This window comes from Klebsiella sp. C360 (assembly GCF_048822415.1).
Taxonomy (GTDB): domain Bacteria; phylum Pseudomonadota; class Gammaproteobacteria; order Enterobacterales; family Enterobacteriaceae; genus Klebsiella; species Klebsiella quasipneumoniae.
In genome coordinates this window covers 962597-987076 of the sequence record NZ_JBMEZZ010000001.1, presented here as the reverse complement: position 1 = coordinate 987076, position 24480 = coordinate 962597, and the positions used below count along the sequence as shown (strand labels likewise).

The following is a 24480-nucleotide window of genomic DNA, read 5'->3' as shown; positions in this document are numbered from 1 at the left end:
GGAGTCGTCAAATGATCGATTATGAAGTATTGCGTTTTATCTGGTGGCTGCTGATTGGCATCCTGCTGATTGGCTTCGCCGTCGCCGACGGGTTCGACATGGGGGTGGGCATGCTCACCCGCTTCCTCGGCCGTAACGACACCGAGCGTCGGATTATGATCAACGCCATCGCCCCGCACTGGGACGGTAACCAGGTGTGGCTGATCACCGCCGGCGGCGCGCTGTTCGCTGCCTGGCCGATGGTCTACGCCGCGGCGTTCTCCGGTTTCTATGTGGCGATGATTCTGGTGCTGGCCTCGTTGTTCTTCCGTCCGGTCGGTTTCGACTACCGTTCCAAGATCGAGGATACCCGCTGGCGCAATATGTGGGACTGGGGCATCTTCATCGGCAGCTTCGTGCCGCCGCTGGTGATTGGCGTAGCCTTCGGCAACCTGCTGCAGGGCGTGCCGTTCCATGTCGACGAATACCTGCGTCTGTTCTATACCGGTAACTTCTTCCAGCTGCTGAATCCGTTTGGTCTGCTGGCCGGTATCGTCAGCGTGGCGATGATCCTCACCCAGGGCGCGACCTACCTGCAGATGCGTACCGTAGGCGAACTGCATCTGCGCACCCGCACCGTCTCCACGGTGGCGGCGCTGGTGACGCTGGTCTGCTTCGCGCTGGCGGGCGTGTGGGTCTACTACGGCATCGACGGCTATGTGGTGAAATCGGTGATTGACCATACCGGCCCGTCTAACCCGCTGACCAAAGAAGTGGTGCGTGAGGCTGGCGCGTGGATGGTGAACTTTAACAATATGCCAGCGCTGTGGGCGATCCCTGCCCTGGGCGTGGTGCTGCCGCTGCTGACCGTCGTTTCGACCAAAGCGGATAAAGGCGCCTGGGCATTCCTGTTCTCCTCGCTGACCCTGGCCTGCATCATTCTGACTGCCGGTATCGCGATGTTCCCGTTCATCATGCCGTCCAGCACCATGCTGAACGCCAGCCTGACGATGTGGGACGCGACCTCCAGCCAGCGGACGCTGAACCTGATGACCTACGTGGCGATTGTCTTCGTGCCGATCATTCTGGGCTACACCAGCTGGTGTTACTGGAAGATGTTTGGCCGCATCACCCGTGAAGACATCGAAAAGAACACCCACTCGCTGTACTAAGGTAAGGAGCTATATATGTGGTACTTCGCATGGATTTTGGGAACGCTTCTTGCCTGTGCCTTTGGGGTGATTACCGCGCTGGCGCTTGAGCACGTGGAAGCCACCAAAGCAGGTAAAGAAGAACACTGATGAGTATTATCGTGATGCGATATACGAAATCATTCGGGTTGCATCGAGGCGGCAAGTCTGTGAATCCCCAGGAGCTTACACCAGTAAGTGGCTGGGGTAAGCAGACGTAGCCAACAAAGAGGCGATGTGAATGATAAAGTATATGTATGTGATAATGGACAAGCGCCCGTTAAGGGCGCTTTCCTTGTTGATGGCGCTGCTGCTGGCAGGCTGCATTTTCTGGGATCCGTCGCGCTTTGCCGCGAAGACCAGCGAGCTGGAAATCTGGCACGGTTTCTTGCTGATGTGGGCGGTTTGCAGCGGCGTAATTCACGGCGTGGGCTTCCGCCCGCGTGCCGTTCACTGGCAGGGGATTTTTTGTCCGCTTATCGCTGATATCGTGCTCGCTTTAGGTCTCTTCTTTTTCTTCTTTTGAATAAGAGATCTCTGTTAATGCTATGGGCTTGCATAAGCCCATAAAAATTTACTCCCCGTTTACTTTCCCCCATTCCAAACCACCTTTCCCGCGCGTATAGTAGCGAAGTTTGAAAGCTCTAACCTTTTTTTGCATTACCGGGATGTAAAGTGAATACAACGCTGTTTCGATGGCCGGTTCGGGTCTACTACGAAGATACCGACGCCGGTGGTGTGGTTTACCACGCCAGTTACGTCGCTTTTTATGAAAGAGCACGCACAGAGATGCTGCGCCACCATCACTTTAGTCAACAGGTTCTGTTGGCTGAACGCGTTGCCTTCGTGGTTCGCAAAATGACGCTGGAGTATTTTGCCCCCGCCAGACTCGACGACATGCTCGAAGTCCAGACGGAAATAACCTCGATGCGCGGCACCTCTTTGGTTTTCACGCAGCGAATCGTCAACGCCGAGAATACAGTGTTAAACGAAGCTGAGGTTCTCATTGTGTGCGTTGATCCACTCTTAATGAAGCCACGTGCGCTTCCCAAGTCTATTGTCGCGGAGTTTAAGCAGTGACTGACATGAATATCCTTGATTTGTTCCTGAAGGCGAGCCTTCTGGTTAAACTTATCATGTTGATTTTGATTGGTTTTTCTATCGCTTCCTGGGCTATCATTATTCAGAGAACGCGTATCCTTAACTCGGCCGCGCGCGAAGCTGAAGCGTTCGAGGACAAATTCTGGTCCGGGATTGAACTGTCCCGTTTGTATCAGGAGAGCCAGGGGCGTCGCGATAATCTGACCGGTTCGGAGCAGATCTTCTACAGCGGCTTCAAAGAGTTTGCGCGCTTGCATCGGGCCAACAGCCATGCGCCGGAGGCGATCGTCGAAGGGGCATCGCGCGCGATGCGTATTTCGATGAACCGCGAGCTGGAAACGCTGGAGACCCATATTCCATTCCTCGGCACCGTAGGCTCCATCAGCCCGTATATCGGTCTGTTCGGTACCGTCTGGGGGATTATGCACGCCTTTATCGCCCTTGGCGCGGTGAAGCAGGCCACCCTGCAGATGGTGGCGCCGGGTATCGCCGAAGCGCTGATCGCCACCGCGATCGGTCTGTTCGCCGCTATTCCGGCGGTGATGGCGTACAACCGCCTGAACCAGCGGGTGAACAAGCTTGAACTGAATTACGACAACTTTATGGAAGAGTTCACCGCTATTCTGCACCGTCAGGCCTTTACCACCAGCGAAAGCAATAAGGGGTAAGCCATGGCCAGAGCACGTGGACGCGGACGTCGCGAACTGAAGTCCGAGATCAACATCGTTCCGCTGCTGGATGTCCTGCTGGTGCTGTTGCTGATCTTTATGGCAACGGCGCCGATCATTACGCAGAGCGTGGAAGTCGATCTGCCGGACGCCACGGAATCGCAAGCGGTGAAAAGCAATGACGATCCGCCGGTGATTGTGGAAGTCTCCGGGGTAGGGCAGTACAGCGTGAAAGTGGGGCAAGAGACGCTGTCCCAGCTGCCGCCGGAGCAGGTGATTGCCGAAGCGAAGCGTCGTCTTGAAGCCAATGAGAAAACGGTATTCCTGATCGGCGGTGCGAAAGACGTCCCTTACGATGAAATTATTAAAGCGCTGAACCTGTTGCATAGCGCAGGGGTTAAATCGGTCGGCTTGATGACCAAACCTATTTAATCGCTTCAGGTAGGTGCGTCCGCACGGCGTTCGGCGGCGAGTATCGCTCGCCGTCGGTGCGCATCGCGGGTACAGGCGAACAGTTTTTGGGAACCGATAGTGTCAAAGGCAACCGAACAAAACGACAAGCTTAAACGAGCGATCATCATTTCAGTCGCGCTGCACATCATACTGATCGCGCTGCTGATATGGAGTTCGTTTGACGAGCATCTGGATGCCTCTGCCGGCGGCGGCGGGGGATCGTCGATTGATGCCGTCATGGTCGATCCGGGGGCGGTGGTAAACAATTATAACCGTCAGCAACAGCAGCAGGCCAGCGCACGTCGCGCCGCTGAACAGCGTGAAAAACAGGCGCAGCAGCAGGCGGAAGAGTTACGTGAGAAGCAGGCGGCGGAACAGGAACGGCTGAAACAGCTCGAACAGGAGCGGCTGCAGGCGCAGGAAGCGGCGAAAGAAGCGAAGGAACAACAGAAGCAGGCTGAGGAAGCCGCTGCCAAGGCTGCCGCGGCGGCGAAAGCCAAAGCGGATGCGCAGGCCAAAGAAGCGCAGGAAGCGGCGGCCAAAGCGGCCGCCGAGGCGAAAGCGAAGGCGGATGCCCAGGCGAAAGCGGCTGAACTGGCGGCAGCGAAAGCGGCTGCTGACGCGAAGAAACAGGCCGAAGCCGCCGCCGCGAAAGCAGCGGCCGATGCGAAGAAACAGGCGGAAGCCGAAGCGGCGAAAGCCGCAGCAGAGGCGCAGAAGAAAGCAGAAGCGGCAGCGGCGAAGAAAGCGCAACAGGAAGCGGAGAAGAAGGCCCAGCAGGAAGCGGCTAAGCAGGCAGCGGCTGAAAAAGCGGCTGCAGAAAAAGCCGCCGAAAAAGCAGCTGAGAAAGCGGCCGCGCAAAAAGCGGCCGCGGAGAAGGCCGCTGCCGAGAAAGCCGCCGCAGCTGAAAAAGCCGCGGCAGCCAAAGCGGCTGCTGCTGAGAAGGCGGCGGCCGATAAAGCGGCCAAAGCGGCAGCAGCAAAAGCCGCGGCAGCGAAGAAAGCGGCTGCCGCGAAAGAAGCGGACGGCGTGGACGACCTGCTCGGCGATCTGAGTTCAGGTAAGAATGCGCCGAAAGGTAGCACCAGCGGTAGCACAGGTGGCTCTTCACCTGCTAAAGGAAGTAAACCGGGGCAGGGCGGTGCATCTCAGGCGGAGATTGCCAGCTATATTTCGCAGGTGCAGGCCGCGATTAAAGGACATCTCTATGACTGGGATACGTACAAGGGTAAAGTATGTACGTTGCGCGTAAACCTGGCTCAGGATGGAACGTTGTTGAGTGTGAAATCGGAAGGCGGCGATCCGGCTTTCTGCCAGCAAATGCTGGCGGCTACCAGTCGGATGAGCAAATTCCCTAAACCGCCGTCGCAGGCTGTTTATGAAACGTTCAAAAATGCGCCACTGGACTTCAAACCTTAAGCGCTTTTTCCCCCGCGTCAGCGGGGGGAAAGAAAATAGGGCGGTCATGGGTTTTGGTAGTTTTGTGTATTTGAGTTTGTTAACATTCTGCTAAATTATCGTGGGCTTTCCGCCCGGATAAGGGAGATATGATGAAGCAGGCATTACGAGTAGCATTTGGTTTTTTAATGCTGTGGGCGGCGGTGCTGCACGCAGAAGTACGTATCGAGATCACCCAGGGGGTGGACTCGGCGCGCCCCATCGGCGTGGTACCGTTCCAGTGGGCCGGGCAGGGCGCTGCGCCGGAAGATGTTGGCGGTATCGTGGCGGCTGACCTGCGCAACAGCGGTAAATTCAACCCGCTGGATCGCTCGCGTCTGCCGCAGCAGCCGACCAGTGCCCAGGAAGTGCAGCCTGCTGCCTGGTCTGCGCTGGGTATTGACGCCGTGGTCGTCGGCCAGGTGACGTCAAACCCGGATGGTTCTTATCAGGTAGCGTATCAGCTGGTGGATACCGGCGGTGCGCCGGGCACAACGCTGGCGCAAGGCTCTTTCAAAGTCACTAAACAGTACCTGCGCTATGCCGCGCACACTGCCAGCGACGCGGTATTTGAAAAGCTGACCGGTATTAAAGGCGCCTTCCGGACTCGTATCGCCTACGTAGTGCAGACCAATGGCGGTCAGTTCCCGTATGAGCTGCGCGTTTCCGATTATGATGGCTACAACCAGTTTGTGGTTCACCGCTCCTCCCAGCCGCTGATGTCCCCGGCCTGGTCACCGGACGGTTCAAAACTGGCTTACGTCACCTTCGAGAGCGGTCGCTCTGCGCTGGTGGTGCAGACCCTGGCGAACGGCGCTGTGCGTCAGATTGCCTCCTTCCCGCAGCACAACGGCGCGCCGGCGTTCTCGCCGGATGGTTCTAAACTGGCCTTCGCGCTGTCGAAAACCGGTAGCCTGAACCTGTACGTGATGGATCTGGGCTCGGGTCAGATTCGTCAGGTGACCAACGGTCGCAGCAACAACACCGAACCAAGCTGGTTCCCGGACAGCCAGAACCTGGCCTTTACCTCTGACCAGGCCGGTCGTCCGCAGGTGTATAAAGTCAATATTAATGGCGGCACGCCGCAGCGTATCACCTGGGAAGGTTCGCAGAACCAGGACGCTGACGTGAGCGCGGATGGTAAAACGATGGTAATGGTCAGCTCGGCCGGCGGCCAGCAGCACATTGCCAAACAAGATCTGGAAGCGGGTGGTGTACAGGTTCTGTCATCAACGTTTTTAGACGAAACGCCAAGTCTGGCACCTAACGGCACTATGGTAATCTACAGCTCTTCTCAGGGGATGGGATCCGTGCTGAATCTGGTTTCTACAGATGGGCGTTTCAAAGCGCGTCTTCCGGCAACTGATGGACAGGTAAAATCGCCTGCCTGGTCGCCGTATCTGTGATAATAAATAATTGATTATTAAAGGAATCAAAGAAATGCAACTGAACAAAGTGCTGAAAGGGCTGATGATCGCTCTGCCGGTTATGGCAATCGCGGCATGTTCTTCTAACAAGAACGCCAGCAACGACCAGAGCGGTGAAGGCATGCTGGGTGCCGGCACTGGTATGGACGCTAACGGTAACGGCGGCAACATGTCTTCTGAAGAGCAAGCTCGTCTGCAGATGCAGCAGCTGCAGCAGAACAACATCGTTTACTTCGATCTGGACAAGTACGATATCCGTTCTGACTTCGCTGCAATGCTGGACGCGCACGCTAACTTCCTGCGCAGCAACCCGTCCTACAAAGTGACTGTAGAAGGTCACGCGGATGAGCGCGGTACCCCGGAATACAACATCGCGCTGGGTGAGCGTCGTGCTAACGCCGTTAAGATGTATCTGCAGGGCAAAGGTGTTTCTGCCGATCAGATCTCCATCGTTTCTTACGGTAAAGAAAAACCAGCAGTACTGGGTCATGACGAAGCGGCATATGCCAAAAACCGTCGCGCCGTACTGGTTTACTAAGAGAATTGCATGAGCAGTAACTTCAGACATCATTTATTGAGTCTGTCGTTACTGGTTGGCATAGCGGCCCCCTGGGCCGCTTTTGCTCAGGCGCCAATCAGTAGTGTCGGCTCAGGCTCGGTCGAAGACCGTGTCACTCAACTCGAGCGTATTTCCAATGCTCACAGCCAGCTTTTAACCCAACTCCAGCAACAACTCTCTGATAACCAGACTGACATTGATTCTCTCCGTGGTCAGATCCAGGAGAACCAGTATCAGCTGAATCAGATCGTTGAGCGTCAGAAGCAGATTCTGCTGCAGATTGACGGGCTGACGAGCGGAGGTGGCGCAGCGGCGGCGGGCGCCCAGGCATCGTCGTCTTCCGGCGATCAGAGCGCGGCTACCGCCAGCGCAGCGCCAGCGGCCACGTCAGGCGCTCCGGCGATGACCGGCGATGCGAACACCGATTACAATGCGGCTATTGCCCTGGTGAAGGATGCTTCACGCCAGGATGACGCCATGGCGGCGTTTCAGAACTTCGTTAAAAAGTACCCGGATTCAACTTATCAGCCGAACGCCAACTATTGGCTCGGACAGTTGAACTACAATAAGGGGAAAAAAGACGATGCGGCGTTTTACTTCGCCTCGGTGGTGAAGAACTACCCGAAATCGCCAAAAGCGCCGGACGCCATGTTTAAGGTCGGCGTGATCATGCAGGACAAAGGTGATACCGCGAAAGCGAAAGCGGTTTACCAGCAGGTGATCAGCAAATTCCCCGGCACCGACGGTGCGAAACAAGCGCAAAAACGACTTAATGCTCTTGGTTGATTACGGCATGACCAGAAATCGCGTTATTTCTGGTCTTGTCGCCTGAATCGCCAGCAGTTAAGTGATCTTTATCGAAATTTTAGTTGCGCTGAATTCTGAAATCAGTAATATATGCCGCCGTTGCCAAGGGATATCAAACAGGCCCAAAGCGACGCCAGAGTGGGTCGTTAGCTCAGTTGGTAGAGCAGTTGACTTTTAATCAATTGGTCGCAGGTTCGAATCCTGCACGACCCACCAATCGTTCTGGTGGAACGCGATAGTAAAACGTGAAGGATAACGTTGCGACAGCAACGGCCCATAGGGCGAGGCGAAGTCGAGTCATCCTGCACGACCCACCAATTAGCAGTATCCAGCGTAGTATCGGGTGATTAGCTCAGCTGGGAGAGCACCTCCCTTACAAGGAGGGGGTCGGCGGTTCGATCCCGTCATCACCCACCACCGGGTCGTTAGCTCAGTTGGTAGAGCAGTTGACTTTTAATCAATTGGTCGCAGGTTCGAATCCTGCACGACCCACCATCTTTAACATCGCACGTCGGTGTTAAACGTGAAGGATAACGTTGTTTCAGCAACGGCCCGAAGGGCGAGCGAAGCGAGTCATCCTGCACGACCCACCATGTTAATGATGGGGGCGGTGGAGGCAGTATCAGCAGTATCCAGCGTAATATCGGGTGATTAGCTCAGCTGGGAGAGCACCTCCCTTACAAGGAGGGGGTCGGCGGTTCGATCCCGTCATCACCCACCACTCGGGTCGTTAGCTCAGTTGGTAGAGCAGTTGACTTTTAATCAATTGGTCGCAGGTTCGAATCCTGCACGACCCACCAATTTCAGCATTTAACTCAGATGTTGAACGTGAAGGATAACGTTGCGTCAGCAACGGCCCGTAGGGCGAGGCGAAGCCGAGTCATCCTGCACGCCCCACCAATTTCAATATTGGTGTCGAGTGAAATTATTCAGGTAGTACCAGAGCGGGTCGTTAGCTCAGTTGGTAGAGCAGTTGACTTTTAATCAATTGGTCGCAGGTTCGAATCCTGCACGACCCACCAATCTTTAATGATGGTAACTGGTAGAAACGTGAAGGATAACGTTGCGACAGCGACGGCCCGAAGGGCGAGGCGAAGCCGAGTCATCCTGCACGACTCACCATCCTGAATGGTGACAGTAGCAAAATCCCGCAAGGGGTCGTTAGCTCAGTTGGTAGAGCAGTTGACTTTTAATCAATTGGTCGCAGGTTCGAATCCTGCACGACCCACCAATGTAAAAAGGCGCCCTAAAGGCGCCTTTTTGCTATGCGCGGAACTTAACGATTCGACAAAATTGTCGGGAACAATTTTGAACAACGCGGTGGCGTTGGCCCGCAGGGCGAGTCTCAGGATGAGACGAGTGTCTCTGCAGCAGGTTCGGGTCGAACGCAGTGAGACAACGGAGCCGCTTGCGGCGACGGCCCGAAGGGCGAGGCGAAGCCGAGTCATCCTGCACGACCCACCAATGTAAAAAGGCGCCCTAAAGGCGCCTTTTTGCTATCCGCGGAACTTAACGATTCGACAAAATTGTCGGGAACAATTTTGAACAACGCAGCGGCGTTGGCCCGCAGGGCGAGTCTCAGGATGAGACGAGTAGCACAGTGAGACAACGGAGCCGCTTGCGGCGACGGCCCGAAGGGCGAGGCGAAGCCGGGTCATCCTGCACGACCCACCAATGTAAAAAGGCGCCCTTTTGCTATCTGCCCGCCCATCAATTTCCACAATATTGTAGTCAGCGCTTTCTCACAGTCGCGCTGCGCTTACCACGCCTGCACAGGGCGCGAACCGGTAGCCCGGACAGCGACGCAGCATCGTCCCCTGGAACAGGCGCTGATGTACAAAATTCATCACGACTTTTGGCGCGTAATCGGCTATCTTGTTTAGCATATAAAACACCATGACCGTATCATGGCGCGGGCAGGCCATACTGACGGTCTTTGAGTTAAGCCAGTAAAACGAGATTGCATGATGAGCGTAATGTTTGATCCTGAAACGGCGATTTATCCCTTCCCACCGAAACCGCAGCCGCTGACCGTCGATGAAAAGCAGTTTTACCGCGAAAAAATCAAGCGTCTGCTGCGCGAGCGCGATGCCGTGATGGTGGCGCATTACTACACCGATCCTGAAATTCAGCAGCTGGCTGAAGAGACCGGCGGCTGTATTGCCGACTCGCTGGAGATGGCGCGCTTTGGCGCCCGCCATTCGGCCTCCACGCTGCTGGTCGCCGGGGTGCGTTTTATGGGGGAAACCGCCAAAATCCTCAGCCCGGAAAAGACCATTCTGATGCCGACTCTGAACGCCGAGTGTTCCCTGGATCTGGGCTGTCCGATTGAGGAGTTCAACGCCTTTTGCAACGCTCATCCTGACCGCACCGTGGTGGTCTATGCCAATACGTCTGCCGCGGTGAAGGCTCGCGCCGACTGGGTGGTGACCTCCAGCATCGCCGTGGAACTCATTGACCATCTGGATAGCCTTGGTCAAAAAATCCTCTGGGCGCCGGACCGCCATCTTGGCCGTTACGTTCAGCGTCAGACCGGCGCAGATGTGCTCTGCTGGCAGGGGGCGTGCATCGTGCACGACGAGTTTAAAACCCAGGCGTTGATGCGGATGAAGGCTCTGCATCCCGAAGCCGCTGTGCTGGTCCATCCCGAGTCGCCGCAGGCGATCGTCGAGATGGCCGATGCCGTAGGCTCCACCAGCCAGCTGATCGCGGCGGCGAAAAGCCTGCCCCAGCGCCAGCTGATCGTGGCGACCGATCGCGGTATCTTTTATAAAATGCAGCAGGCGGTGCCGGAGAAAACGCTGCTGGAAGCGCCCACCGCCGGTGAAGGGGCGACCTGCCGCAGCTGCGCGCATTGTCCGTGGATGGCGATGAACGGCCTGAAAGCCATTGCCGAGGGTCTCGAGCAGGGCGGCGCTGAACATGAAATCCACGTCGACGAAGCGCTGCGGACTGGCGCATTAATTCCCCTTAACCGGATGCTGGATTTTGCGGCTACACTACGGGGATAACCTATTGCCGCGTCATCTGGCGCTGAGAGGATAAAATGGATTTTTTTAGCACGCAGAATATCTTAGTACATATACCCATCGGCGCCGGGGGGTACGATCTCTCCTGGATAGAGGCCGTGGGGACCATCGCCGGGCTGTTATGCATCTGGCTGGCGAGCCTGGAGAAGATCAGTAACTATGCCTTCGGTCTGGTCAACGTCACGCTGTTCGCCATCATCTTCTTTCAGATCCAGCTGTACGCCAGCCTGTTGCTGCAGCTGTTCTTCTTTGCCGCTAACGTTTACGGCTGGTATGCCTGGTCGCGGCAAAGCAGCAACCATGAGGCTGAGCTGCAGATCCGCTGGCTACCGCGCAGTAAAGCCCTGGGCTGGCTGGCGGCCTGCGTGGTGGCGATCGGCTTGCTGACCCTGTTTATCAATCCGTTTTTTGCTTTCCTGACGCGGATCGCGGTCAGCCTGATGCAAGCGCTCGGTTTGCAGGTCACTATGCCGGAACTGCAGCCGGACGCCTTCCCGTTCTGGGACTCCTGTATGACGGTGCTGTCGGTAGTGGCGATGATCTTAATGACCCGCAAATACGTTGAAAACTGGCTGCTGTGGGTCATCGTCAACGTCATCAGCGTGGTGATTTTTGCCCGTCAGGGCGTCTATGCGATGTCGCTGGAATATCTCTTGCTGACGTTCATTGCGCTGAACGGCAGCCGGATGTGGATAAACAGCGCGCGTGAGCGAGGTTCTCACGCGTTTTCTGGCTAATGGTGGTGGTGATGATCGTGCCCGGCGTGCATCGTGTTGAGATGGCACTCCGGGCCGCTGCAGGGCTGGTACTCCATCTGCACCGTGGCATGCTCAATTTCATATTTATGTTCCAGGAAATGCAGGATGCGGTTGAGTAACGCATCATGATCGTGCGGCGGCACAACCTGCACATGCAGCGTCATCACCGGTTTTTCCCCCACCAGCCAGACGTGGACGTGGTGAACATCGCGCACCTCCGGGATAGAGCGGCGGATATCCCGCTGCAGGGCCGTCACATCCAGCGAACGCGGCGCGCCTTCCAGCAGCTCATTCAGACTCTCCTTCAGCAGACGCCAGGCGCTACGTAACACCAGGCAGGAAACCAGCACGGAAAGGATCGGGTCGACAGGTGTCCAGCCGGTGGTGAGGATCACCACGGCGGCCACAATCGCGCCAACCGAGCCCAGCAGATCGCCGAGCACGTGTAGCGCCGCGGCGCGCACGTTGAGGTTCCGCTCTTCGCTGCCACGATGCAGGATCCAGAAAGCCAGCACGTTGGCCAGCAGGCCAGCGACCGCAATCACCATCATCGTCACGCCGGCAACCGGCTGCGGGTGCTGGAAGCGCTGAATGGCCTCCCAGACAATCAGCATGGTGATCACCACCAGAGCAATGGCATTGAGAAACGCCGCCAGGGTGGTCAAACGCAGCCAGCCAAAGGTATGGCGAGCATTCGGGGGACGGCTGGCGAAGCGAACCGCCAGCAGCGCAAACAGCAGGGCGGCGGAGTCGGTGAGCATATGGCCGGCATCCGCCAGCAGGGCCAACGAGCCGGAGATCGCGCCGCCGATGGCTTCTACCAGCATAAAACCGGCGGTGACGATGAACGCCCAGAGCAGCCGGCGGGCGTTGCCGTTATCCGGAGCCTGGGCAGGGGAGTGCGAATGCGAGTGCGCCATAGTGTCGTCCCTTGATAGTTATCATTATCACGCTATGACATCATAAACAGAGAACGATAACAAACAGAGAAAAGGCGAGCCCGGCTCGCCTTTTCTCTGTTTGCACTCACCGCATCAATTATTGGGTGGTGCCGTCGGTTTTGCTATTGTCATGGTTCATGCTGTCGCCGTTGTCCAGCTTCTTACCGGTGTCCGGACAGCGGCCGTCTTTACACATCGAGTTTTTATGGACCTCATCGCTCGACATATTGTCCTGGCTCATCGTCGAGCCGTCAGGATGAAGCATGGTGCCGCCAGTGCCAGTGCCAGTGCCAGTGCCAGTGCCAGTGCCAGAGCCAGAATTGATTTGGCTATTATCGACGTTATTCGGCGCCACGTTTTCACGGGCGTCCGGCGCCACCTGACCGGCATCAGCGGAAGAGTTGGCCTGGCCATTGTTGGACTGGGCGCCGGCATCTGCCGCCAGGGCCGCGCCGCTGGCAAGACCTAAGGTGGCGGTGAGCAAAAGGGTCGTCAGTTTTTTCATGTTCATCGGATACTCCTGTTGGGTCGGGAAGCGGTAACTACGCCTCCAGCGGTAAGTGTGCCAGGGATCTGACTCGCTATGGTTAAAGACTCCGCAGACGATCGCAGTGTCACTATATAATCCTGAAACGTAAGACTTAATTAGCTTTAACAGTTAAATATTGTAGTTCATGAGTCTGGTTTCGCTACTTTATGGCGTATTTTTGCCTATTTCCAGGATTATTCCATCACTACTGTAAAATCACGTTTACACTATTTCAGCGAAGAGATAGATTGGAGGGATTGCATTTCATTGAATAAGTATGGCAACGCTGGAAAGAAGATGAATTATCAGAACGACGATTTACGCATTAAAGAGATCAACGAATTATTACCTCCCGTTGCGCTCCTGGAAAAATTCCCTGCTACCGAAAATGCTGCAAACACCGTTGCACATGCTCGCAAAGCGATCCACCAGATCCTCAAAGGTGATGATGACCGCCTGCTGGTGGTGATTGGGCCCTGTTCTATTCACGACCCGGCGGCGGCGAAAGAGTACGCTTCCCGTCTGCTGACCCTGCGCGAGGCGCTGAAGGGCGAGCTCGAGATCGTCATGCGCGTCTATTTTGAGAAACCGCGCACCACCGTCGGCTGGAAAGGGCTTATCAACGATCCCCATATGGATAACAGCTTCCGCATCAACGACGGGTTGCGCATCGCGCGCAAACTGCTGCTGGACATTAACGACAGCGGCCTGCCGGCGGCGGGGGAATTCCTCGATATGATCACCCCGCAGTATGTCGCCGATCTGATGAGCTGGGGCGCCATTGGGGCGCGTACCACCGAATCCCAGGTTCACCGTGAACTCGCCTCCGGACTCTCCTGCCCGGTGGGCTTTAAGAATGGTACCGATGGCACCATCAAGGTGGCTATCGACGCGATTAACGCCGCTGGCGCACCGCACTGTTTCCTGTCGGTCACTAAGTGGGGCCACTCCGCTATCGTGAATACCAGCGGTAACGGCGACTGCCATATTATTCTGCGCGGCGGCAAAGAGCCGAACTACAGCGCGAAGCACGTGGCGGATGTGAAGATCGGCCTGGCGAAAGCGGGCCTGCCGGCTCAGGTGATGATCGACTTCAGCCATGCCAACTCCAGCAAGCAGTTCAAGAAGCAGATGGAAGTGGGCGCGGACGTATGCCAGCAGATTGCCGGCGGTGAGCGGGCGATCATGGGCGTGATGATTGAAAGCCATCTGGTGGAAGGCAACCAGAGCCTCGAGAGCGGTGAACCGCTGACCTACGGCAAGAGCGTCACCGACGCCTGCATAGGCTGGGAGGATACCGAAACGATCCTGCGTCAGCTGGCGGAAGCGGTGAAAACCCGCCGCGGCTAAGCCTTAGCGCTATAAAAACCTGTGGTCATGTGTACCGTGCTTTCAGCTACAGAATGTTAAAGCACACTACCTGACCACAGGCTCAAACAACGTTTATTGAAGATATCAATTCGTGCTGCTCACCTGACGCGATAGGGCGTTACCGAGCGTATTTCCTCACTTCCTGCTTCTGTAGTGTATTTCCTTCAGTATCGATTCCCACTATTACGCGATAGCGATCAAAATAGATTTTTTTTATGGATTCGGTGCCCAGTTCACCATAGGCAAGAATTTCAACTGATTTGACATGTTTCGTATTGATGGCAGAAGCTCCACCAATCCCCAATAAGGAGACGCCACCATATTTTTTGCAGAGGTCTGCAACATAATCGGCACGGTCACCTTTTCCTAGAAAAGCGGTTACGCCTTGCTGAAACATCATTTCTACAAAGGGATCCATTCGAGCTGCAGTGGTTGGGCCATTCGAACCAATCGGTAGGCCAGGCCTTGCCGGACACGGTCCTGCATAGTAAATGATCTGGTTTTTAAGATCGACAGGTGGTTTTTCACCATGTTTCAAAGCGATTTCAATTTTTTTATGGGCCGCATCTCGACAGGTATAAACAAAGCCTGTGAGATAGATAATATCGCCAACTTTAAGGGTTTTAGCTATTTCTTTTGTTAAAGGTAATGTTAATTCCATTAGCAAGCCTCCTGCTATTAAATCGTTTTGCTAGCATGACGACTAGCATTGCACTGGAAATTAATTGCTACGGGCAGAGCAGTAATATGGCATGGATAATAATCAATATGTACGCCAAGAGCGGTAACACGTCCCCCCATGCCTAATGGGCCAATCCCAGTATTATTGACCTCATCTAATAGTTCAGCTTCTAATTTTGCATAAAGCGGTTTTGCATTATATTCGCCAATAGGGCGTAATAATGCTTTTTTAGCCATCCACGCACAATGATCCATTGTACCGCCTATTCCAATACCAATAATATATGGAGGACACGGATTTCCACCTACATGGCGAACGGTTTCAAGAACGAATCTTTTTACGCCTTCAATATCATCTCCAGGCAATAATGTTTTAAATGTGCCCATGTTTTCACTGCCGCCGCCTTTAGGCATGACGGTAATTGTCACGCGATCACCCTCAACAATTTCAGTATGTAATACTGCCGGAGTATTATCATTAGTATTGATACGATCGAGGGGATCTGCAACCATTGATTTTCTTAAATAACCCTTTTCATAGCCTTGCCGTACACCCTGATTGACCTGCTGCTGAAGAGAAAATCCTTCCCAACATACTTCCTGACCTATTTCCATGATGACAATGCAGGTGCCAGTATCATGGCAACATGCGAGTTGCTCTTTTTTGGCATACTCACCGTTATCAATTAATATTTTAATTGTCTCTTTACCAAGTTTAGACTCTTCTTTCTCATATGCTTTACGAAAAGCACACATCAGATTATCATCAAGCTCATAACAGGCTTTTTTTACCAGTTCTTCAATAACTGGAACGATGACCTCTGTATTCAGTATTCTACTCATGCTTCCTCCAGAACTTTTGTTTTGCTTATGGTTCACATTTTTTATGTTATGATTATTTTTTCCATGAAGGAAATATGTTATGTTTATCTGACAATAAATTTTATTTATAGTTAAGAGGAATGCATGGAAATTAGACAGCTGGAATATTTTATTAGCGCATCTGCATTAGGCAACCTTACCAAGGTTGCAGAACGTCATTATGTTTCGCAACCAAATATAACAGTTGCTATAAAAAAGCTAGAGTCTGAGTTAGGTGTTAATCTGTTTGAGAGAAGGAAAAATAAGTTGGTGTTAACGGAAGAAGGGGAATTCTTCTTATTAAAAGTCAAACCTCTCATTATTGCATTGAAGAATAGTGTTGCTGAAATTAAAGATTATCATAATAAAAACAGTGGAGTGGTAACATTAGGGATTCCTCCTATGATTAGCCTTTTTTTGTTTACACCACTATTTAAACATTTTCGCGAATTATATTCAGAAATGGAACTTTCATTAGTTGAGGAAGGTACCTTTGGGTTGCATCAAAAACTTTCTCATGGCGATATTGATTTGGCGATTGTCATTATCAATGATGCACCAGAAGAGTTAGTAACTGTACCATTAATGACTCAGCAGCATGTTGTATGTATATCCGATAAGCACCCTTTGGCGAAGAAGAAAACTATCGACTGGGAGGATTTGCAAAATGAACCATTAATTGTTATGAAAAAAGATTCATGGCATCGTAAAGCTATTCTAAATGAATGTGAAAAGAGGGGGGTTAATACTCACATCTTCTTATCTTCCAATAGTGTAAAGAATAATATTGATTTGGTGGCAAAAAATGAGGGTATATCATTTATTCTCGATGCGGTAGGGCTAAAATGTGATGGTGTAACAACAAGAGCGATGACAGAACCTGTCTATGTCGAGATAGGCCTTGCATGGAAAAAGGATAAATATTTATCATACGCATCAAGAGCATTAATTGCATTCCTGGAACAGTATATTAAAGACAATTTCCAATAGTTTATTTATATTTGTTCCTCAACAAATAACTCCCATAATTCTTCAGCATCTGGTGGCATTTTTTTTGCCGGTCGATAAAGCCTTATTTCGATTGGTACCCATAAATTGCTTTCTTGATCTGCTGCCGCCACAATGGTTTTAGAGGCAACATCTTGTGCCGCAAGCGTTTGTGGCAACCAGGCCACACCATCACCCGATCTCACCATTGCCAGCAAAGTGGCCGCCAGATCGGCAACAAATGCAATTTTCATGTTATGTGTGATTCTGTTAATTGACGTTGTATTTGATATTATCCTACCTAATCCAGATTGTGATGAAAAAGAAAGATAGGGAAAATTGGACCTATTCTCAATACACCATAACGGCTTCATTGTCATACTATTTGGTTTACTAAAAGGGATGAGTATATCCATTCCTAAGCGGATGCTCATAAAATGGCTTTCATTTAGATTGAGGTGCATATGAGGGTGGTAGTGACATAGCAGAAATTGGGCATCGCCCTGACGCATCATTTTTTCGCATGAGTTCAACGAATCAGAGAGCAGACGACATGAGCCAAACTTAGCTATTTTTTCACTTTGTTTTAACATGCTTGGAACAAATGAAAAGGATAATGCATGGGTTGCTGAGAAAACCAAATGTGGTTGCTTATTGCCAGCTGCATCCAGCGCATTGTTTTTTAATGAATATAAGTCGTGTATTAGTTCTGGTAATTTTTCAATAAAAACCTCGCCAGCTTTGGTCAGCGATACACCTCTTTTACTCCTTTCAAAGAGTGGTGTGCCAACCCATTCTTCCAGAGACTGTATTCTACGGCTAAATGCGGGTTGCGTCACATATCTTGCCGCAGATGCTTTTGAAAAATTCAATGTTCCTTTCAGTGCTACGCAGTCTTCAAGCCATGTTAGTTCCAGGTGATGCCGATATTGCATAAGCCACAACCTTATTTGCATTGGATGAGTTTTAATTCTACAAGTAGCATTATACACACAACGTTTTCAAGAGGGAATTTTGGAAAAGGATAATAAAAATATGTTAATGCCATGTGTTTATTTGTCTGAATAGTGTTGTTGATAATAGTTTTAAAAGTTTATTGAGCCTGCCATGGCAACAAAGCTAATGGATTCATTAATGCTTTGGCAAGTTAACGATAGAACTTGCGTTATTGGCCTATGGTTGTTATTTCACCCATTTTTATAAGGATGTGTATATGTCACCAGCTATTATCACTTTGTTGATTTTGGTTGTTGCAATAATAATCTTTATTAGCGATCGCTTGCCTATGGGATTGGTGGCTTTTATGGTCCCGATGGCATTGTATTTTTTTGGGGTTATTGGTGTCAAAGATATCTTTGCGTCAATTGTTAATGAAAATGTTATCCTTATCATTGCCATGTGCGTGTTGGGCGCGGCCTTTTTCAAAACAGGGCTAGCATGGCAATCCAGTAAAATTTTATTGAAGTATGCAAAGACGGAGAGAAGCCTTAGCGTTTTAATTTTTATGATTAGTGGCGTTATGTCGGCATTTGTTTCTAATAGTGGCACTGTTGCTGTGCTTATTCCCATTGTTTTAGGTATCGCCGGGACTAGTCAAATCAAACCCATTAAACTACTCATGCCCTTGGTGTTTGGCGCGACAATTGGTGCAGATATATCAATTATCGGTTCGCCTGGAAACCTGATTGCTAAAAATACAATTGAAACTTTTAGTAAAGGGAACTTATCGGTACCATTTTTTGAGTATGCCAAAATTGGCATCCCATTGATGATAGCGTGTGCATTGTTACTTTTCTTCTTTGGTTCCAGGTTAATTCCGGATCGTGATGGGCATGAGCAATCTGATGTACAAATGGATTATAGCCACATCCCTGAGTGGCACAAGCTTTTAACCTTGATTGTTTTCGTATTAGCAATTTTGGGAATGGTTGCAACAGACTATGTTAAATTTCTTCCACCCATTCATATCATTGCTTGCTGCGCCGCTATCGTTTTGGTATTGACCGGTGTATTAAATCAAAAAGAAACGTTTAATTCCTTTGAGACATTAACTGTTTTTATGCTTGCATTCATGATGCCACTTGGTGCCGCTTTAAATTCAACTGGAGCAGGTGAGATGATAGCAAGAGCGGTAATTTCTGTAACAGGGAACTCTGGCGTCATAGTCATCATGGCTTCACTATGGATACTGACCTGGGCTCTCACTCAGGTGATGAGTAATACTGCTGCTTGTACGTTGTTATGTCCTGTTGGATGGACAATTGCACAATCTATCGGTGCTGATCCACGGGCTGTCGTTATTGCCATTTTTATTGCCAGTAGCGTAGCAGTGTGTACACCCATGGCCATTCCAGCCAATTCGATGATTATCGGTCCTGGTAATGTGAAGTTTAAGGATTTTTTAAAGCCAGGCTTAGCGATAAGTTTCGTCTGTTTTATCGTTAGCATGATTTTGTTACCTGTTTTTTATCCGTTCTATTAAGCGTAAAGCGATTTATTAATAATATTTTTCTTACTAATTGAGGCTTAATTTTGCATAGCTCTACTCTGTTAGGCGAAGGCTTCACCCTGATGTTTCTCGGCATGGGCTTTGTGCTGGTGTTCCTGCTGCTGCTCATTTTCGCCATCCGGGGAATGTCCCTCGCTGTCAACCGCCTGTTTCCCGAGCCGCCTGCCGCCCCCAAACCGGCCCCGGCCGCCGTCGCGCCCGCCGACGACTTCGCCCGCTTAAAGCCAGCGATTGTCGCCGCCATTCACCACCATCGCCGTCTTCACCCTTAATTCACGGAGGAATTTATGACCGTTGCCATTACCGATGTCGTCCTGCGCGACGCCCACCAGTCCCTGTTCGCCACCCGTCTGCGTCTCGACGATATGCTCCCCGTCGCCGCTCAGCTCGACGAGGTCGGCTACCGCTCCCTCGAGTGCTGGGGCGGCGCCACCTTTGACGCCTGCATCCGCTTCCTCGGCGAGGACCCGTGGGTCCGCCTGCGTGAGCTGAAAAAGGCGATGCCGAAGACCCCGCTGCAGATGCTGCTCCGCGGCCAGAACCTGCTCGGCTACCGCCACTACGCCGATGACGTGGTGGAGCGCTTCGTGGAGCGCGCCGTCAAAAACGGCATGGACGTCTTCCGCGTCTTCGACGCCATGAACGACCCGCGCAACATGCAGGCCGCCCTGCAGGCGGTCCGCCGCCACGGCGCCCACGCCCAGGGTACGCTTTCGTACACCACCAGCCCGGCGCACACCCTGCAGACCTGGCTCGACCTCACCGAACAGCTGCTGGAGACCGGCGTTGACTCCATCGCGATTAAAGACATGTCCGGCATTCTCACCCCCGGCGCCGCCTTTGAGCTGGTCAGCGAAATCAAAAAACGCTTTGCCGTCACCCTGCACCTGCACTGCCACGCCACCACCGGCATGGCGGAGATGGCCCTGCTGAAGGCCATTGAAGCCGGCGTCGACGGCGTCGATACCGCCATTTCCTCGATGAGCGCCACCTACGGCCACCCGGCCACCGAGGCGCTGGTCGCCACCCTCGCCGGCACGCAATATGACACCGGGCTGGATATCCACAAGCTGGAGAGCATCGCCGCGTACTTCCGCGAGGTGCGTAAGAAGTACCACGCCTTCGAAGGCCAGCTGAAGGGCACCGACAGCCGTATCCTCGTCGCCCAGGTCCCGGGCGGGATGCTCACCAACCTCGAAAGTCAGCTGAAGCAGCAAAATGCCGCCCACCGTCTGGATGAAGTGCTGGCGGAAATCCCCCGCGTGCGCGAGGACCTCGGCTTCATCCCGCTGGTGACCCCGACCTCGCAGATTGTCGGCACCCAGGCGGTGCTCAACGTCCTGACCGGCGAGCGCTACAAAACCATTGCGAAGGAGACCGCCGGTATCCTGAAGGGCGAGTACGGCCGCACCCCGGCGCCGGTGAACGCCGCCCTGCAGGCGCGGGTGCTTGAGGGCGCCGACCCGGTGACCTGCCGCCCGGCGGACCTGCTGAAGCCGGAGCTGGCGCAGCTGGAAGCCGATGTGAAGCGCCAGGCGCGGGAGAAGAATATTCAGCTGGCGGAGAACGCCATCGACGATGTGCTCACCGTGGCCCTGTTCCCGCAGCCCGGCCTGAAGTTCCTCGAAAACCGCCATAACCCGGCGGCCTTTGAACCGGTGCCGCAGCTGGAAGCCGCGCAGCCGGTGGCAAAAGTCGGGCAGCCTGCCGCCTCCGGCGTCTACACCGTGGAAGTGGAAGGCAAAGCCTTTGTGGTGAAGGTCAGCGACGGCGGCGACGTCAGCCAGCTGACGGCGGCCACCCCGTCTTCCGCACCGGTTCCTGCCGCCGCCCCGGCCGGCGCCGGCACCCCGGTCACCGCGCCACTGGCGGGCACTATCTGGAAAGTGATTGCCGGCGAGGGTCAGAGCGTGGCCGAAGGCGAGGTGCTGCTGATTCTGGAAGCCATGAAGATGGAGACCGAAATCCGCGCCGCGCAGGCCGGGACCGTCCGCGGTATCGCGGTGAAAGCCGGCGATGCGGTGGCGGTCGGCGACACCCTGCTGCAGCTGGCGTAACGACGAGGAGCGGAAATGGAAAGTCTGAACGCCCTGATTCAGGGGATGGGGCTGATGCACCTGGGGTTCGGCCAGGCGGTGATGCTGCTGGTCAGCCTGCTGCTGCTCTGGCTGGCGATTGCGAAGAAGTTCGAGCCGCTGCTGCTGCTGCCGATTGGCTTCGGCGGCCTGCTCTCCAATATCCCGGAGGCCGGGCTGGCGCTCACCGCCCTGGAGAGCCTGCTGGCCCACCACGACCCGGCGCAGCTGGCGGTGATTGCCGCGAAGCTCCACTGCGCGCCGGACGTCCACGCCATTAAGGAGGCGCTGGCGCTGGCCCTGCCGTCGGTGCAGGGGCAGATGGAGACGCTGGCGGTGGACATGGGCTACTCCGCCGGGGTGCTGGCCATCTTCTATAAGGTGGCGATTGGCTCAGGCATTGCGCCGCTGGTGATTTTTATGGGCGTCGGGGCAATGACCGATTTCGGCCCGCTGCTGGCCAACCCGCGCACCCTGCTGCTGGGGGCGGCGGCGCAGTTCGGGATCTTCGCCACCGTGCTCGGGGCGCTGACGCTGAACTACTTCGGCATCATCAGCTTCACCCTGCCGCAGGCGGCGGCCATCGGGATTATCGGCGGCGCCGACGGCCCGACGGCGATTTACCTGTCGGGCAAGCTGGCGCCGGAGCTGCTGGGGGCCATCGCGGTGGCGGCCTACTCCTATATGGCGCTGGTGCCGCTGATCCAGCCGCCGATCATGAAGGCGCTGACCACGGATAAGGAGCGGAAAATTCGCATGGTGCAGCTGCGCACGGTAAGTAAGCGGGAGAAGATCCTGTTCCCGGCGGTGCTGTTGCTGCTGGTGGCGCTCCTGCTGCCGGACGCCGCGCCGCTGCTGGGGATGTTCTGCTTCGGCAACCTGATGCGCGAGAGCGGCGTGGTGGAGCGGCTGAGCGATACGGTGCAGAACGCGCTGATCAACATCGTGACCATCTTCCTCGGGCTGTCGGTGGGGGCCAAGCTGGTGGCGGACAAGTTCCTGCAGCCGCAGACGCTGGGGATCCTGGTGCTGGGGGTGATCGCCTTCTGCGTGGGCACCGCGGCCGGGGTGCTGATGGCGAAGCTGATGAACGTGTTCAGCCGGCACAAAATCAACCCGCTGATCGGCTCGGCGGGGGTGTCGGCGGTGCCGATGGCGGCGCGGGTGTCGAACAAGGTGGGTCTGGAAGCGGACGGGCAGAACTTCCTGCTGATGCACGCCATGGGCCCGAACGTGGCGGGGGTGATCGGCTCGGCGATCGCCGCCGGGGTGATGCTCAAGTACGTGCTGGCGATGTAGGCCAGCCTGTTCCCGCGGCTGGCATACCGGCCGCGGAGATTTCTCATAAGGAGACGGTGATGAATGAAGCCATAGCATGCTGTCCGGAAAACCGGACATCAACACGGGAGGCGGTGGTTGACGCCATGCTGGCGTCAGGCGATGAACTTGCACAACTGCAGCCGGCACTGAACCTGCTTTCGCCCCCGCTGAACGCCACGCCTGGTGAAGCGCTGCTGGCCAGCTGTTATGAGGCCGGCGCTGACCATAACGCTGACGAGGCGACACGGGCGGTGATCGCCTTACCGGCGGCGGTCGTGCGCTCTGCGACGCCCTCGCTGCAGCGCAGCGGTCTGCTGTGCATGGCGGCCGGGGCGCTCAGCGCCCGGCAACTTCCGCTGACGCACAACCGGCTGTGCGATGTGGCGGGGCAGTTCGCCCGCGCTATTCCTGAAGGCGATGAAGAGGCGGGCAGTGGATTTTATACCGTGCGCAGCGTGTCCCTGCCCGTCTACCGGCGGCTGCGGCGGGATAACCATTCGCACAGCGTCTGTCTGCAGCAGGCGATGCTGCATTTGCTGGCCTGGAAGAGCGAGTCGCCCTGGGCGCGGCAGCAGGCGCAGCGCCTGCTCTGGCAGGGTGGCGTGCTGGGTGAGAAGGGGGAATTTGCGCTACTGACGCTGGATGATGAGCTTCGTGAGCGACAGATAGTCTGGCCCGGGCTGAGATCGCTGCTGGCGGTGACCGGGTTTCTGGTCAGATTCCCGGCCGGTCCGGTATTTAGCGATTAACGAGGCTCCCCGGAAGGGGAGCGCTATCGTAAAAAATTACTTCGCTTTACCCTGGTTGGCGACGGCAGCCGCTTTCGCCGCGATCTCTTCCGCGTTGCCCAGATAGTAATGTTTGATCGGCTTGAAGTTTTCATCGAACTCATACACCAGCGGTACGCCGGTCGGGATGTTCAGTTCGAGGATCTCGTCTTCGCCCATGTTGTCGAGGTATTTCACCAGCGCGCGCAGGGAGTTACCGTGAGCGGCGATGATCACGCGCTCACCGCTTTTCAGGCGCGGCAGAATGGTTTCGTTCCAGTAAGGCACGACGCGGTCGATGGTCAGCGCCAGGCTTTCAGTGGTCGGCAGTTCCGCGTCGGTCAGTTTTGCATAGCGCGGATCGTGGCCCGGGTAGCGCTCGTCGTCTTTGGTCAGCTCCGGCGGAGTAACGGCGAAGCCGCGACGCCACTGTTTAACCTGCTCGTCACCGTATTTCTCAGCAGTTTCCGCTTTGTTCAGGCCCTGCAGCGCGCCGTAATGACGCTCGTTCAGCTTCCAGGATTTCTCAACCGGCAGCCAGGCCTGATCCAGTTCGTCCAGCACGTTCCACAGGGTGTGGATGGCACGTTTCAGCACGGAGGTATAAGCAAAATCAAAGCTGAAGCCTTCAGCCTTCAGCAGTTTACCTGCTGCTTTCGCTTCGCTAACGCCTTTCTCGGACAGATCAACGTCGTACCAACCGGTGAAGCGGTTTTCGTTGTTCCACTGGCTTTCGCCATGACGAACCAGTACCAGCTTAGTTACAGCCATTCTCTTACTCCTCTCTACACGCCATCCCTCGCGCCGCGAACGGTGCGCTGAATATGTTGGTGTATGTGTTATTGATTGATAACTATTCTCATTATATTGCCGTGATTTGGCTCACGGCAATGCTTATCCCTAACCATAGCGAAAATAGTGGCTCAGTGTAAGGTGCTTGTAAAACACAGGTTATTTTTTTGTCCTTTGATGATGGAAAATAGAGCAGGTTGCTGAAAAAAGAGGCAGGAGAGAAGAGGGCGGGGACGAAA

Annotated in this window: 26 protein-coding genes, 7 tRNA genes and 1 other RNA gene; 27 read left to right on the top strand and 7 right to left on the bottom strand. The window is 54.3% G+C overall.

Features of this window, described 5'->3' with window-relative positions:
• Positions 1–11 precede the first annotated feature (11 nt).
• The 18 genes from cydB to ACOI7D_RS04880 all read left to right on the top strand — a co-directional run bounded on the left by cydB (position 12) and on the right by ACOI7D_RS04880 (position 9085).
• Complete coding sequence (gene cydB / locus ACOI7D_RS04965; protein ID WP_004885993.1) at positions 12–1151, top strand: cytochrome d ubiquinol oxidase subunit II; 1140 nt, start codon at positions 12–14, stop codon at positions 1149–1151.
• Positions 1152–1166: 15 nt separating this feature from the next.
• Positions 1167–1280 carry a cytochrome bd-I oxidase subunit CydX gene (gene cydX, locus ACOI7D_RS04960; protein WP_004100325.1) on the top strand — a complete coding sequence of 38 codons (114 nt, stop codon included), beginning with the start codon at positions 1167–1169 and terminating at the stop codon, positions 1278–1280.
• Between the two features lie 130 nt (positions 1281–1410).
• The gene (gene ybgE, locus ACOI7D_RS04955) at positions 1411–1695 is read left to right on the top strand and encodes a cyd operon protein YbgE (RefSeq protein ID WP_109546526.1); all 285 of its coding nucleotides are present in this window, start codon (positions 1411–1413) and stop codon (positions 1693–1695) included.
• Between the two features lie 149 nt (positions 1696–1844).
• Positions 1845–2249 carry a tol-pal system-associated acyl-CoA thioesterase gene (ybgC, locus tag ACOI7D_RS04950; protein ID WP_002895056.1) on the top strand — a complete coding sequence of 135 codons (405 nt, stop codon included), beginning with the start codon at positions 1845–1847 and terminating at the stop codon, positions 2247–2249.
• Positions 2246–2938, top strand: coding sequence for a Tol-Pal system protein TolQ (gene tolQ / locus ACOI7D_RS04945; RefSeq protein WP_004152221.1), 693 nt, complete (start codon positions 2246–2248; stop codon positions 2936–2938). Before ybgC ends, tolQ begins: the two co-directional genes overlap by 4 nt.
• A 3-nt stretch (positions 2939–2941) precedes the next feature.
• The gene (gene tolR / locus ACOI7D_RS04940; RefSeq protein ID WP_002895061.1) at positions 2942–3370 is read left to right on the top strand and encodes a colicin uptake protein TolR; all 429 of its coding nucleotides are present in this window, start codon (positions 2942–2944) and stop codon (positions 3368–3370) included.
• Between the two features lie 99 nt (positions 3371–3469).
• Positions 3470–4810, top strand: a complete 1341-nt coding sequence (gene tolA, locus ACOI7D_RS04935; protein WP_004885996.1) for a cell envelope integrity protein TolA — start codon at positions 3470–3472, stop codon at positions 4808–4810.
• Between the two features lie 131 nt (positions 4811–4941).
• A complete protein-coding gene (gene tolB, locus ACOI7D_RS04930) occupies positions 4942–6234 on the top strand; it encodes a Tol-Pal system beta propeller repeat protein TolB (protein WP_023288877.1) in 1293 nt (430 codons plus the stop codon).
• 34 nt (positions 6235–6268) lie between these two features.
• A complete protein-coding gene (gene pal / locus ACOI7D_RS04925; protein WP_002895068.1) occupies positions 6269–6793 on the top strand; it encodes a peptidoglycan-associated lipoprotein Pal in 525 nt (174 codons plus the stop codon).
• Positions 6794–6802: 9 nt separating this feature from the next.
• On the top strand, positions 6803–7600 hold the full coding sequence (cpoB, locus tag ACOI7D_RS04920) for a cell division protein CpoB (RefSeq protein ID WP_048297071.1): 798 nt from the start codon (positions 6803–6805) through the stop codon (positions 7598–7600).
• A gap of 161 nt (positions 7601–7761) precedes the next feature.
• Positions 7762–7837, top strand: a tRNA-Lys gene (locus ACOI7D_RS04915).
• A 125-nt stretch (positions 7838–7962) separates the two neighbouring features.
• Positions 7963–8038, top strand: a tRNA-Val gene (locus ACOI7D_RS04910).
• Positions 8039–8040: 2 nt separating this feature from the next.
• Positions 8041–8116, top strand: a tRNA-Lys gene (locus ACOI7D_RS04905).
• 150 nt (positions 8117–8266) lie between these two features.
• Positions 8267–8342 (top strand) — tRNA-Val (locus ACOI7D_RS04900).
• A gap of 3 nt (positions 8343–8345) precedes the next feature.
• Positions 8346–8421: transfer RNA gene (locus ACOI7D_RS04895), tRNA-Lys, on the top strand.
• 146 nt (positions 8422–8567) lie between these two features.
• Positions 8568–8643, top strand: a tRNA-Lys gene (locus ACOI7D_RS04890).
• Positions 8644–8776: 133 nt separating this feature from the next.
• Positions 8777–8852, top strand: a tRNA-Lys gene (locus ACOI7D_RS04885).
• Positions 8853–8947: 95 nt separating this feature from the next.
• A non-coding RNA gene (locus ACOI7D_RS04880) (RtT sRNA) lies at positions 8948–9085 on the top strand.
• A gap of 278 nt (positions 9086–9363) precedes the next feature.
• Here ACOI7D_RS04880 and ACOI7D_RS04875 read toward each other — a convergent pair.
• Complete coding sequence (locus tag ACOI7D_RS04875) at positions 9364–9519, bottom strand: hypothetical protein (RefSeq protein WP_162543088.1); 156 nt, start codon at positions 9517–9519, stop codon at positions 9364–9366.
• A gap of 69 nt (positions 9520–9588) precedes the next feature.
• On the opposite strand from ACOI7D_RS04875, the gene nadA reads away from it, so the two are divergent.
• Together nadA and pnuC are read left to right on the top strand one after the other, a co-directional pair.
• Positions 9589–10632: a quinolinate synthase NadA gene (nadA, locus tag ACOI7D_RS04870; RefSeq protein WP_109547561.1), complete on the top strand. Its 1044-nt coding sequence runs from the start codon at positions 9589–9591 to the stop codon at positions 10630–10632.
• Between the two features lie 35 nt (positions 10633–10667).
• Positions 10668–11387 (top strand): nicotinamide riboside transporter PnuC, encoded by a 720-nt coding sequence (gene pnuC / locus ACOI7D_RS04865; RefSeq protein WP_004151689.1) that lies wholly within the window; start codon positions 10668–10670, stop codon positions 11385–11387.
• Here the strand turns inward: pnuC and zitB are convergent.
• Together zitB and ACOI7D_RS04855 are read right to left on the bottom strand one after the other, a co-directional pair.
• Positions 11384–12328: a CDF family zinc transporter ZitB gene (gene zitB / locus ACOI7D_RS04860; RefSeq protein ID WP_032455168.1), complete on the bottom strand. Its 945-nt coding sequence runs from the start codon at positions 12326–12328 to the stop codon at positions 11384–11386. The genes pnuC and zitB overlap by 4 nt on opposite strands.
• A gap of 118 nt (positions 12329–12446) precedes the next feature.
• Positions 12447–12860 carry a YbgS-like family protein gene (locus ACOI7D_RS04855; protein ID WP_214184187.1) on the bottom strand — a complete coding sequence of 138 codons (414 nt, stop codon included), beginning with the start codon at positions 12858–12860 and terminating at the stop codon, positions 12447–12449.
• Positions 12861–13175: 315 nt separating this feature from the next.
• On the opposite strand from ACOI7D_RS04855, the gene aroG reads away from it, so the two are divergent.
• Positions 13176–14228: a 3-deoxy-7-phosphoheptulonate synthase AroG gene (gene aroG / locus ACOI7D_RS04850; RefSeq protein WP_048294397.1), complete on the top strand. Its 1053-nt coding sequence runs from the start codon at positions 13176–13178 to the stop codon at positions 14226–14228.
• A 139-nt stretch (positions 14229–14367) separates the two neighbouring features.
• Here the strand turns inward: aroG and ACOI7D_RS04845 are convergent, their stop codons facing one another.
• Positions 14368–14910 carry a FumA C-terminus/TtdB family hydratase beta subunit gene (locus ACOI7D_RS04845; protein WP_009483849.1) on the bottom strand — a complete coding sequence of 181 codons (543 nt, stop codon included), beginning with the start codon at positions 14908–14910 and terminating at the stop codon, positions 14368–14370.
• A gap of 17 nt (positions 14911–14927) precedes the next feature.
• The gene (locus tag ACOI7D_RS04840) at positions 14928–15773 is read right to left on the bottom strand and encodes a fumarate hydratase (protein WP_009483848.1); all 846 of its coding nucleotides are present in this window, start codon (positions 15771–15773) and stop codon (positions 14928–14930) included.
• 123 nt (positions 15774–15896) lie between these two features.
• Here ACOI7D_RS04840 and ACOI7D_RS04835 point away from each other — a divergent pair, with 123 nt between their 5' ends.
• The gene (locus ACOI7D_RS04835; protein WP_009483847.1) at positions 15897–16781 is read left to right on the top strand and encodes a LysR family transcriptional regulator; all 885 of its coding nucleotides are present in this window, start codon (positions 15897–15899) and stop codon (positions 16779–16781) included.
• A gap of 5 nt (positions 16782–16786) precedes the next feature.
• Here ACOI7D_RS04835 and ACOI7D_RS04830 read toward each other — a convergent pair whose 3' ends face one another.
• A complete protein-coding gene (locus ACOI7D_RS04830; RefSeq protein ID WP_109546523.1) occupies positions 16787–17770 on the bottom strand; it encodes a LysR family transcriptional regulator in 984 nt (327 codons plus the stop codon).
• 221 nt (positions 17771–17991) lie between these two features.
• On the opposite strand from ACOI7D_RS04830, the gene ACOI7D_RS04825 reads away from it, so the two are divergent.
• The 5 genes from ACOI7D_RS04825 to ACOI7D_RS04805 are packed head-to-tail and all read left to right on the top strand — an operon-like array spanning position 17992 to position 23431.
• On the top strand, positions 17992–19260 hold the full coding sequence (locus tag ACOI7D_RS04825; RefSeq protein WP_009483845.1) for an SLC13 family permease: 1269 nt from the start codon (positions 17992–17994) through the stop codon (positions 19258–19260).
• A 50-nt stretch (positions 19261–19310) separates the two neighbouring features.
• The gene (locus tag ACOI7D_RS04820; RefSeq protein WP_021441439.1) at positions 19311–19559 is read left to right on the top strand and encodes an oxaloacetate decarboxylase subunit gamma; all 249 of its coding nucleotides are present in this window, start codon (positions 19311–19313) and stop codon (positions 19557–19559) included.
• Between the two features lie 15 nt (positions 19560–19574).
• On the top strand, positions 19575–21344 hold the full coding sequence (gene oadA, locus ACOI7D_RS04815; protein WP_109546522.1) for a sodium-extruding oxaloacetate decarboxylase subunit alpha: 1770 nt from the start codon (positions 19575–19577) through the stop codon (positions 21342–21344).
• A 15-nt stretch (positions 21345–21359) separates the two neighbouring features.
• Positions 21360–22661 (top strand): oxalacetate decarboxylase subunit beta, encoded by a 1302-nt coding sequence (locus ACOI7D_RS04810; RefSeq protein ID WP_109546521.1) that lies wholly within the window; start codon positions 21360–21362, stop codon positions 22659–22661.
• Positions 22662–22720: 59 nt separating this feature from the next.
• Positions 22721–23431, top strand: coding sequence for a hypothetical protein (locus ACOI7D_RS04805; protein ID WP_022065668.1), 711 nt, complete (start codon positions 22721–22723; stop codon positions 23429–23431).
• 36 nt (positions 23432–23467) lie between these two features.
• Here the strand turns inward: ACOI7D_RS04805 and gpmA are convergent, their stop codons facing one another.
• Positions 23468–24220 carry a 2,3-diphosphoglycerate-dependent phosphoglycerate mutase gene (gene gpmA / locus ACOI7D_RS04800; RefSeq protein WP_002895089.1) on the bottom strand — a complete coding sequence of 251 codons (753 nt, stop codon included), beginning with the start codon at positions 24218–24220 and terminating at the stop codon, positions 23468–23470.
• Positions 24221–24480 lie beyond the last annotated feature (260 nt).